Below are 10,284 nucleotides of genomic sequence, written 5' to 3'. Positions count from 1 at the left end.
CCGGGCAATGTACCTGTTTTTATAGAGCGTACTGCTAATGTAAAACAAGCTGTAACAGATATTATTACAAGCAAGAGCTTTGATAATGGAATGATATGTGCATCTGAACAAGCTATTTTAGCTGACGAGCCAATAAAAGTAGAAGTGATGAATGAACTCAAAGCCCAAGGGGCATATTTTCTAGCCAAAGAAGAAATTAAGAAAATAAGCAACTTGATTATGACTCCAAAGGGAGGCATGAATCCAGCTACAGTTGGACATTCGGCTGAACGCCTTGCAGAAGAAGCAGGAATTAATGTACCTAAAGGTACTAAGTTGCTAATAGCTGCAATTGATGGATATGGACCAGGCTATCCGCTTTCATATGAAAAACTAACAACAGTAATGGCTTTTTATACAGTTAAAGATTGGGAAGAAGCTTGCCATATGAGTATTGAGCTCTTAAACCTAGGTGGAGTTGGACATACTTTTGCTATTCACTCTCAAAACGACGAAATCATCAGAGAGTTTATCCGCAAACCTGTATTTAGAATATTAGTTAACACGCCATCAGCCTTCGGAGCCATTGGTTATAGTAGCGGCTTAACACCATCATTAACTCTTGGCTGTGGAACATGGGGTGGGAGCAGCATTTCTGAAAATCTAGGTCCGCATAACTTAGTAAACATAAAGAGACTAGCATATGGTATTAAAAATGTAGAGCAAAGCAATAGTAGTGCAACTAATCCAGTTAGCGCACCTGTAGAAACAACTTCTTGTGAAGTGAATAAAGACGAAATTGCAGAAGTAGTGCAAGAAGTTATTAAACGATTGCAACTCCAGCAATAATCAGCCTAGATAAAGGTAGGTGAAATTCTGTGAATACAAATGAGCTAGTTGCAGCTATCACAGAAGCAGTAACAAAACAAATGCAAGAAAGTAAGCACAAAATTCCATTAGGAGTGTCAAATAGGCACGTGCATCTATCACAACAAGACTTGGAAAAACTATTTGGATATCAAGTGGAGCTGACTAAGTACAAAGACCTTTCTCAACCTGGTCAATTTGCTTGTCAAGAACAAGTTACTCTTGTAGGGCCTAAAGGAGTTATTGAAAAGGTGAGAGTTTTGGGTCCAGTGCGCAAGGAAACTCAGGTAGAAGTGTCAGTGGCGGATTGCTTTAAGCTTGGAATAAAAGCTCCCATTAGAGATTCTGGGGACTTGGAGGGCTCTGCTAGCATAACGCTAGTAGGCCCAAAGGGATCTGTAACATTAATTCAGGGGGTAATAATAGCTAACAGACATATTCATATGCACACTAGTGATGCCGCGAGATTTGAGTTAAAAGATGGAGATCGCGTAAGCGTTAAAGCCTCAGGATTAAGAGAGTTGGTCTTTCACCAGGTTTTAGTTCGTGTTAGCGATAAATATAAGTTGGAAATGCATATAGATACCGATGAGGCAAATGCAGCATGTCTTAACAATAATAATTATGTTACAATTATCTAAAAAAATGTTAGCTAACCTGATTATATAGTACTTAACAGAGCATAAGCTTTAGGGCAAGGGATGTGAAACTAGTTCAATGCCATCAGAAAAAGAATGAATAGCTTAAAAGGGGCTGAAATTCTGTATAATACAGGATTTCAGCCCCTTTTTGCGATATAAAATATGAAAAAGATTGAGAGCTAGTAATATCTATTGTGCTTACAAAAAAATAAGGAGGAGTTGTGAGATGCCGGTTATAACTTTACCTAGTAGACTTGAAACAGGGGCGGGTAGCATACAAAACATAAGCCAGCTAGTAAATGCTGAAGGTTGTAGTAAGGTGCTTATAATAGTGGATGTAAACAAAGCAGTAGAAATAGCAAAAAAAGTTGCCGCCCCTAAAATTCTAGGGATATTATATTAAGTAATTCCTCAAACTCCTTTATATACTGAGCGGTTATTCTAGTAGCAATTTCTTTAGCCAAAGCTTCTTTATATACATGGGTAGTTAAATTTCTGTCCTTTATCATCAAGAGCCAGGTTTCTTCGTTTTTAATAATATTTTGCGCGAAGGCTTCTTTAATAACTGCCTTTGGAGAATTAATACCCACTATTCCTAAGTCCTCAAGATATGCTTTAGTTGTTTTCCAAGCAAGTTCGTAAGTAAATTCGAATCTTTGAATCATACCATCGCGAATTACATCAGAGCAATCATTTTTATGCAACTCTTCTGCTGCTTCTTTTAAACGAGCTAAGGCATTACTAAAACTATACAGCTTATCTTGTACATTCATAAATTACCACCCCGTCTTTCTTAATACGTGTGCTAAATTCATCACGGTCTTCTTCTTTTATAAATGCCAAGTCTAATTTTTTCAAAGTGTCGATTTCTTCAACTTCATGATAAATACGAGCTTCTTTTTCAACTGGAAGGGTGTCTATAATGGCAATATCATAATCACTTATAGGGGAATGATCTCCCCTTGAGCGAGAGCCAAATAAAACGGCTTTTTTTACCTTATACTTTGCAGCAATTTCCTTCACTTTCTCTATAACAGGATCTTTCATTATGCATCACCCTCAGAAAATAAATAGTTGTACCTAATTATAGCACTGTAATATTTTTACTGCAAGCGAAGCAGTTACAGAATCGCCTCCTTGGCAGGAGCTTTAAAAGTCCATAAACTACTAAGGTAACAGCTAAATATTAATATAAGAAAGGCTGATTCTATGTCTAAAAGGCGATTATCTTTAGATTTACACCCTATTTACAACAAGGGATGTCTAATTGATAAGGCTTTAGTAGATGCAATTAAAGAAGCTGAGGACAAAAAGGCAAAAGAGCTGGAGATTATCTGCGGGAAGGGCAGTGGTGCCCTGAAAAAGAGAGTGCTTAAATTTCTAGAAAGGAAAGATATTAAGGAAAAATACCATCGAATTGACAAGGATAAAGACAACTGGGGTAGGGTGTTTGTCTATTTTCGATGGAGTAGGGGGCAGAAAAACCAATAGCTGACATTATTCGACAGTTTCCCTAAAGGAAGCTGTCATTTTTTTGTAGAATTTGTAATATGAGAGGAGGTACTACGCCGATGTATTATGCTCATTCACGAGAGGGAGAGCCGAAAGAAAAATGGCAGAGCTTATACGATCACTTAACTTCTACAGCAGAGATAGCTGCATCATTTGCAGATAAGTTTGGGGCAAAAGAGCTTGGTTATACAATTGGTTTGCTTCATGATATAGGAAAATATTCAGAAGGCTTCCAGAGAAGGCTCGAAGGAGACAAAGAGCTGGTAGATCACTCTACGGCAGGACTTAAAGAAGTTTACAAAGCTTATGCTGACAAGAAGGCCTTTGCAAAAATTATGGGTTATACGATCTGTGGACACCACAGTGGGTTGCCTAATTCAGGAAGTGAGAATCAAGAAGGAAGCCTTTATTATAGGATGAACAAAAAACTTAAATCGATAGAAAATTATTCTTCATATGCAAAAGAAATAAAAATACCAGACTTAGCTACAGCAAAATTCCCACTGAAAAAATCCAATGAAATGTATTTTAGTTGTTATTTGTTTATTAAGATGTTGTACTCATGTTTAGTAGATGCAGATTTTCTAGATACAGAGTATTTTATGGATAGAGAAAAAGGCGATAACAGGGGAGGGTATTCCTCAATAGAGGACTTATTATCGCTTTTAAACGATGAATTGAATAAAATGAAATCCTCAGCCAAGAAAAGTGAAATCAACAAGCGCAGACAAGAGATATTAACGAATTGTGTGGAAAAGGCCGATAGTAAAAACCACATTTTTTCACTAACAGTTCCCACAGGTGGTGGGAAAACACTGTCATCTATGGCCTTTGCGTTAAATCATGCAAGAATAAATGAGATGGAGCGGGTAATATATGTAATCCCCTATACTAGCATTATCGAGCAAAATGCAAAGGTTTTTCGCGAAATTTTTGGAAATGAAAATGTTTTAGAGCATCACAGTAATTATCAATTTGAGGATAAAGAGGTAGATGATAATGATTTAGATGTTCAACAAAAATTAAAGCTAGCCTCTGAAAATTGGGATATTCCAATTGTGGTAACTACAAGTGTTCAATTCTTTGAATCTCTATTTTCCAATAAGAGCTCAAGGTCTCGAAAGCTACACAATTTAGCTAAAAGTGTAATTATACTAGATGAAGCTCAAATGCTCCCAGTAAAGTACTTGCAAGTGTGCTTATTAGCTCTTTTTGAATTAGTTAAACACTATCACACCAGTGTAGTTTTATGCACTGCAACTCAGCCAAATCTCAATAATGATAAATTATTGCCATCTGATATATCAATTCAAGAACTAATGGAAAATCCCCAAGAACTTTATCGACAGTTTAGAAGAACTAGGGTAAACAACCTAGGGGAATTAGAAGATGAAGATCTTATTGGCCATATACGAGACCATAATCAGGTTTTATGTATTGTAAATAGAAGAGAGCATGCAAGGATTCTATATGAAAAGCTAGGGGAAAAGGAAGGTGTATTTCACTTAAGCACTAAGATGTACCCGTTACACAGGCAAAGAACGCTAAGTGAAATAAAGGAACGATTAGCAAATGGACAAGTATGTAAGGTTATTGCAACACAATTAATAGAAGCTGGAGTTGATGTGGACTTTCCTGTAGTATATAGAGCTATTGCAGGTATTGATTCCATTGCTCAGGCTGCTGGAAGATGTAATAGGGAAGGGAGGGTGGATTGTGCTGATGTGTATGTTTTTATGCCAACGGAGAAACACGCTCAGCCGCCTAAAGAAATAGAGTTAAATGTCAGTGAAGCTAGAAGCGTATTTAGAAATTTTGAAGACCCATTGTCTATTGAGGGCATCAATAAATATTTTCATCTGCTTTACAATCTCAAAAACACTGATTCGAAGGATATTGTCAAAGATGTTAAAGCTCAAGCTAATAAACTAGATTATTCCTTCGCAGATATAGCTGAAGAATTTAAGCTAATTGAGAATAAAACCATAGCGATTATAGTTCCCGAAAAGGACAATGAAGAGTGCGAAAAGTTAATTGAACAACTAAAATATGCGCCGATTGTATACCAGATAGTTAGAAAGCTTCAGCCCTATACAGTTAATGTATATGAGAATGAATTCAAAGAGCTTCTCAGTTCAGGGGGAGTTGCTATTATAGATCAAGATAAGAGGTTTTATGGGTTAACAGATACTGAGCGATTTTATGATGAGAGTACAGGGATCAAATGTGACAGTGATGTTTTGACAAAAAGTATTTTGGTAATATGAGGAGGATGACTATGGGTTTTGGGATTAAGTTAAAGGTGTGGGGGGACTACGCTTGTTTTAGTAGGCCTGAAATGAAAGTAGAAAGAGTGAGTTATGATGTAATTACCCCCTCGGCTGCAAGAGGAATATTGGAAGCGATACACTGGAAACCAGCTATAAAATGGGTGATTGATAGAATTCATGTCTTAAATCCTATTGTCTTTGACAATATACGTAGAAATGAGGTTAAAGAAGTTATATCAAGTACTAATGTAAAAAAAGTCATGAAGGGCGAAAACACTCAATTATATCAAAATGCAACTAAAGATAGAGCTCAACGGGCAACATTAATGCTAAAGAATGTTGCTTATGTAATAGAAGCTCACTTTGAAATTACAGATAAGGCGCAGGAAGAAGATACTCCAGAAAAGCATTACAACATATTTTTGAGAAGGGCCAGAAGTGGACAATGCTTTCATCAACCGTATTTTGGGTGCAGAGAGTTTCCAGCTAAGTTTGAGTTAGTAGAGAATGAGCTACCAGTTTCCTATTATAGCGATCAAACCGAAAATAAAGATTTAGGCTGGATGCTCTGGGATATTGACTATAAAAATGACATGACTCCAAAATTTTTCAGACCTGAGATGCTTCGAGGAATTATTCAAGTTGAGGAACCCTAATTTTAAATGCTGGAGGTGAAGAGTAATGATTATTCAAGCTTTAAATGACTATTATAATATTCTTTCAAATGACTCTAATATTGAAATATCAAAAGAAGGATACAGTATTGCAAAAGTAAAGTTTTGTGTAATTCTTTCTGAAAATGGAGAAATGTTGGACTTAGTTAGGTTGTCAGATGACGATAAAAGCTGGAAAGACATGATGGTTCCTGTTCAGAAAAAACGTCAAGGTCAGAAGCCGCCTTCGTACTTTTTATGTGATAACTTTAAATATGTTTTTGGTTGGGATTTTGACCCCAAAAAGAATTCATCATCACCAAGCAATTACGCTGCATTTAAAGAACTACACGAAAATATTTTAATAAAAGTTGAAAATACAAATGGGAAAGCATTATTAGCATTTTTAGATAAATGGAAGCCTGAGTTGAGTTTAGATAATGAGATTATAAAAACTAAATTAGATGATCTAGCAAAGGAGAAGAGTGCTAACATAGTTTTTCGATTAGATAGCGAGTCAGGTTATATACATGAAGATGAAGAAATTTTAGCAACTTGGGAAGCGTATCTTGAAAATAATAAAAGTAAGAATATGGGGCAATGTTTGGTTACTGGGCGAGTAGAAGCTATTGAACCAACTCACCCTAACATCAAGGGTGTTAGAGATGCAAATAGTGCTGGAGCAACGCTGGTGGGCGTTAATGCTAAGGCCTTTGAATCTTACAGTAAGAAGCAAGCATTTAATTCGCCAGTTGGTAAAAGTGCTGTATTTGCCTATACGACAGTTTTAAACTACATGTTAAATAGCAAGAGACATCGTATTCAGATTGGTGATGCGACTACTGTTTTTTGGGCAGAGGATACCTCGGGTGAGTGTGAAGATCTATTACAAGAGCTGTTTAACCCATCGGAGAATGAGAAAGGTGAGCAGTCAGGATTTGATGCAAAGGCAACAGGGTTTGTCAAAGATGCACTAACAAGACTAAAAGAGGGAAAGCCAATAAAGGAAAAGGAGAATATTAACTTTTTTATACTAGGGCTATCCCCAAATAATGCGAGACTTGCAGTTAGGTTTTGGCATAGAGATAGCTTTGGCAGGTTGGTTGAAAAAGTATGGGAGCACTATCGAGATATGGAGATTATCAGTGGAGATGAACGGATGAGGTTAGTGCCTTTATATAGATTAATTAGTGAAGTTATACCTAAGAAATCTCAGGACAAGAAAGCCCCACCTATACTAAGTGGGGCTCTAATGAAAAGTATTTTTACGGGAGGTAGATACCCAGCAGGTCTGTTTTACGCTATCACTAATCGGATTAGAGCCGATGGAGAGGTTAATCATATTAGGGCTGGAATTATTAAGGCTTACTTAAAAAGGAATGCAAGAATTCAAAGTGATTTAGAAAAGGAGGAAATGCTGACTATGAGTTTAAATGAAGAAAGCACAAATGTTGCTTACAGGTTGGGAAGACTATTTGCAGTTTTGGAAAAATCACAGAGGGAGGCTTCGGATGTAAAGTTAAACAGCACTATAAAAGACAGGTATTTTGCCACTGCATCTACTTCTCCAAGGGCTGTTTTTTCGGTACTCATGAAGCTGGCTCAGCATCATATTGCTAAAAACGAGTACGGGTATGCAATAGAAAATAGAATTCAAGAGATAGTGAAAGATTTAGATAGTTTTCCAGCGCACCTTAATTCAGAGGGGCAAGGGCTATTTATTTTAGGATACTATCATCAAAGGGAAGCATTCTATAGAAAAAATGAAATTATCAAAGAGGGGGAGTAAATGATGGCGGAGATAGAAAAAAGATATGAGTTTGTAATTTTATTTGATGTGGAAAACGGTAATCCAAATGGAGATCCTGACGCGGGTAATATGCCGAGAATTGACTATGAAACTGGTCATGGAATTGTAACGGACGTTTGCTTAAAAAGAAAAGTTAGAAATTTTATTGAAATTGCTAAGGAAGACAGTGAAAACTACAAAATTTATGTAAAAGAAGGTGCGGTTCTTAATGAACAACACAAGCTGGCATACAACTACTTAGAGATTGATCCTAAAAAGGAAGAAAAAAAAGCCAAAGAGAACAGACACTTGCTTCGGGATTTTATGTGCAAAAACTTTTATGATGTTAGAGCATTTGGAGCTGTTATGTCTACAGATATTAATTGTGGTCAGGTTAGGGGCGCGGTTCAGTTCAATTTTGGTAGGAGTATAGATCCTATTGTTCAACAAGAAGTTTCTATTACTAGGATGGCTGTTACCAATGAAAAGGATATAGATAAAGAGAGGACCATTGGCAGAAAGCATATTGTTCCATATGCTTTATATAAAGCTGAAGGTTATGTATCTGCACATTTGGCAAAGCAAACGCATTTTACTCAGGGTGATTTAGAATTGCTATGGGAAGCAATAGCAAATATGTTTGAGCACGATCATTCGGCAGCTAGGGGAAAAATGGCGGTGCGCAAATTAATAGTGTTTGAGCATGAGAGTAAGCTAGGGAACGCACCTGCCCATATATTGTTTGATTTAATAAAAGCCAAAAGAAGAGATAGCAGTGTCCCTGCTAGAAATTATAGCGATTATGAAGTAAGTATCGATAAGAATTCTCTGCCTAAAGGTGTTAGGTTAATTGAACAGGTGCAATAATGGTTTATGATGAAGATGAGCTACTGATGCTTTCCGGAATACAGCATTATTGTTTTTGTAAAAGGCAGTGGGCTCTCATTCATGTGGAAAAGCAATGGCAGGAGAATGTGAAGACAATTGAAGGAAAGCATATCCACGAAAAAGTGAATGATCCTTATTTAGTGGAAACTAGAGGCGATATCACTATTGCTAGGTCTGTTCCGTTAACATCATACGAATTAGGCTTATATGGTATTGCAGATGTAGTTGAATTTTCAAGAGTGGAAAAAAAGGGTGTGCTCTTAAAGGGGAAAACTGGATTTTGGCATCCAATTCCAGTTGAATACAAGAGAGGAAAGCCTAAAAGTGATGAAAGAGATGAGGTGCAGCTCTGTGCTCAAGCTATATGCCTAGAAGAAATGCTGCACGTATCCATAGAAAAAGGTTATTTATATTATCATCAGATTAGAAAGAGAGTAGAAATAGAGTTAAATAGCGGTTTAAGGGAAACAGTAAAAAAAATGGCTAGTGATATGCATAAAGTCTATAAAACGGGAATAACTCCTAAGGGAAAAGTGGGGAAGCATTGCAAATTATGTTCAATGGAGAACATCTGCAAACCGAAGGTTGGTAATAAAAAACTGAAGGTTAAAGACTATGTGCAGAAGGGGGTAGCTGATAAATGAGGAAACTGCTTAATGTGTTATATGTAACTACCCCTAATTCTTATGTAGCAAAAGAAGGAGAAAATGTGGTAATCAAAGTTGATGGAGCAGAGACATTTAGAATTCCTGTCCATAATCTTGAAGGGATCATCTGCTTTGGCTATACAGGTGCCAGCCCAGCTTTAATGCAGCTGTGTACAGAAAGAAATGTTGGATTATCTTTTCTTAGCGAGAATGGCCGCTTTTATGCAAGAGTTACAGGAGCAGTTTCGGGGAATGTGCTTTTAAGAAGAGAACAATATCGTAAAGCTGATAGTGAGATAGAAAGCTTAGATATTGCAAAGAACTTAGTTGCTGCTAAAATTGCAAATAGCAGAACTGTTTTAAGGAGGGCAATCAGAGACCATAGTTTGACGATTAAGACTGATGCTGTAGGAGAAGTTACGGAGAGACTAACTTCTAAAGTCAATAAAATAGAAAAAAGTAAAGATTTAGATTATTTGAGGGGTATAGAAGGGGAGGCTGCAAGAGTATATTACTCTGTTTTAGATGAATTAATCCTATGGCAAAAAGAAGATTTTTTTATGAATATCAGAAGTCGTCGTCCACCAAAGGATAATCTGAATGCGTTACTTTCTTTTTTATACACACTGTTAGCACATGATGTTCAATCAGCACTTGAAAGTGTCGGTCTTGATCCGTATGTAGGTTTTTTGCACAGGGATAGGCCTGGCAGGGCAAGTTTGGCCTTAGACTTAATGGAGGAGTTGAGACCATACTTAGCAGATAGAGCAGCCTTAACATTGATCAATCGAAAACAAATCAGCGGAAAAGGATTTATAAAAAAGGAGACTGGCGGCATTATTATGGATCAAGATACTAGGAAACAAGTATTATCAGTTTGGCAAAAACGAAAGCACGAAACTATAACACACCCATTTCTAAGTGAAAAAATTGAAGTTGGTCTAATTCCCTATGCTCAAGCACTACTTTTAGCAAGGTTTATCCGAGGTGACTTAGATGGTTATCCCCCATTTTTCTTTAAATAGGATGGTGAGAGGA

The 10,284-nt window shown here is 36.8% G+C and carries 12 protein-coding genes; 10 read left to right on the top strand and 2 right to left on the bottom strand.

The genetic code is table 11. The annotated features are described in order from the left end of the window. The 3 genes from GGQ84_RS11640 to GGQ84_RS11630 all read left to right on the top strand — a co-directional run. Window positions 1-828 (top strand): aldehyde dehydrogenase family protein (locus tag GGQ84_RS11640; RefSeq protein ID WP_488168092.1); only part of this gene is annotated, 828 nt, incomplete at its 5' end. An 80-nt stretch (window positions 829-908) separates the two neighbouring features. Beyond that, the gene (pduL, locus tag GGQ84_RS11635) at window positions 909-1,487 is read left to right on the top strand and encodes a phosphate propanoyltransferase (protein ID WP_429162829.1); all 579 of its coding nucleotides are present in this window, start codon (window positions 909-911) and stop codon (window positions 1,485-1,487) included. A gap of 226 nt (window positions 1,488-1,713) precedes the next feature. After that, window positions 1,714-1,890 carry a hypothetical protein gene (locus GGQ84_RS11630; RefSeq protein WP_429162827.1) on the top strand — a complete coding sequence of 59 codons (177 nt, stop codon included), beginning with the start codon at window positions 1,714-1,716 and terminating at the stop codon, window positions 1,888-1,890. Here the strand turns inward: GGQ84_RS11630 and GGQ84_RS11625 are convergent. Together GGQ84_RS11625 and GGQ84_RS11620 are read right to left on the bottom strand one after the other, a co-directional pair. Continuing rightward, the gene (locus GGQ84_RS11625) at window positions 1,865-2,260 is read right to left on the bottom strand and encodes a nucleotidyltransferase substrate binding protein (RefSeq protein WP_429162825.1); all 396 of its coding nucleotides are present in this window, start codon (window positions 2,258-2,260) and stop codon (window positions 1,865-1,867) included. The two genes, GGQ84_RS11630 and GGQ84_RS11625, sit on opposite strands and share 26 nt — an antisense overlap. Further along, on the bottom strand, window positions 2,244-2,534 hold the full coding sequence (locus GGQ84_RS11620; RefSeq protein WP_429162823.1) for a nucleotidyltransferase domain-containing protein: 291 nt from the start codon (window positions 2,532-2,534) through the stop codon (window positions 2,244-2,246). The genes GGQ84_RS11625 and GGQ84_RS11620 overlap by 17 nt, the downstream gene beginning before the upstream one ends. A gap of 162 nt (window positions 2,535-2,696) precedes the next feature. On the opposite strand from GGQ84_RS11620, the gene GGQ84_RS11615 reads away from it, so the two are divergent. From GGQ84_RS11615 to cas1c, 7 genes are all read left to right on the top strand, one after another. Next, window positions 2,697-2,978, top strand: coding sequence for a Smr/MutS family protein (locus GGQ84_RS11615; RefSeq protein WP_429162821.1), 282 nt, complete (start codon window positions 2,697-2,699; stop codon window positions 2,976-2,978). An 80-nt stretch (window positions 2,979-3,058) separates the two neighbouring features. Beyond that, entirely contained in the window at window positions 3,059-5,266 is a 2,208-nt protein-coding gene (cas3, locus tag GGQ84_RS11610; protein WP_429162819.1) for a CRISPR-associated helicase Cas3', read from the top strand. Between the two features lie 11 nt (window positions 5,267-5,277). Beyond that, window positions 5,278-5,925 (top strand): type I-C CRISPR-associated protein Cas5c, encoded by a 648-nt coding sequence (cas5c, locus tag GGQ84_RS11605; protein ID WP_429162817.1) that lies wholly within the window; start codon window positions 5,278-5,280, stop codon window positions 5,923-5,925. 25 nt (window positions 5,926-5,950) lie between these two features. Next, window positions 5,951-7,711 carry a type I-C CRISPR-associated protein Cas8c/Csd1 gene (cas8c, locus tag GGQ84_RS11600; RefSeq protein WP_429162815.1) on the top strand — a complete coding sequence of 587 codons (1,761 nt, stop codon included), beginning with the start codon at window positions 5,951-5,953 and terminating at the stop codon, window positions 7,709-7,711. Further along, a complete protein-coding gene (cas7c, locus tag GGQ84_RS11595) occupies window positions 7,712-8,578 on the top strand; it encodes a type I-C CRISPR-associated protein Cas7/Csd2 (protein WP_429162813.1) in 867 nt (288 codons plus the stop codon). After that, window positions 8,578-9,243: a CRISPR-associated protein Cas4 gene (gene cas4, locus GGQ84_RS11590; RefSeq protein ID WP_429162811.1), complete on the top strand. Its 666-nt coding sequence runs from the start codon at window positions 8,578-8,580 to the stop codon at window positions 9,241-9,243. The genes cas7c and cas4 overlap by 1 nt, the downstream gene beginning before the upstream one ends. Then, a complete protein-coding gene (gene cas1c, locus GGQ84_RS11585; RefSeq protein WP_429162809.1) occupies window positions 9,240-10,271 on the top strand; it encodes a type I-C CRISPR-associated endonuclease Cas1c in 1,032 nt (343 codons plus the stop codon). The genes cas4 and cas1c overlap by 4 nt, the downstream gene beginning before the upstream one ends. The last annotated feature ends 13 nt before the right edge of the window (window positions 10,272-10,284 follow it).

Origin of the sequence: Desulfitispora alkaliphila (genome assembly GCF_050433185.1) — a bacterium.
GTDB lineage: Bacteria > Bacillota > Desulfitisporia > Desulfitisporales > Desulfitisporaceae > Desulfitispora > Desulfitispora alkaliphila.
Note: the sequence above shows the minus strand (reverse complement) of the source record. Positions and strands in the feature narration are given on the sequence as shown.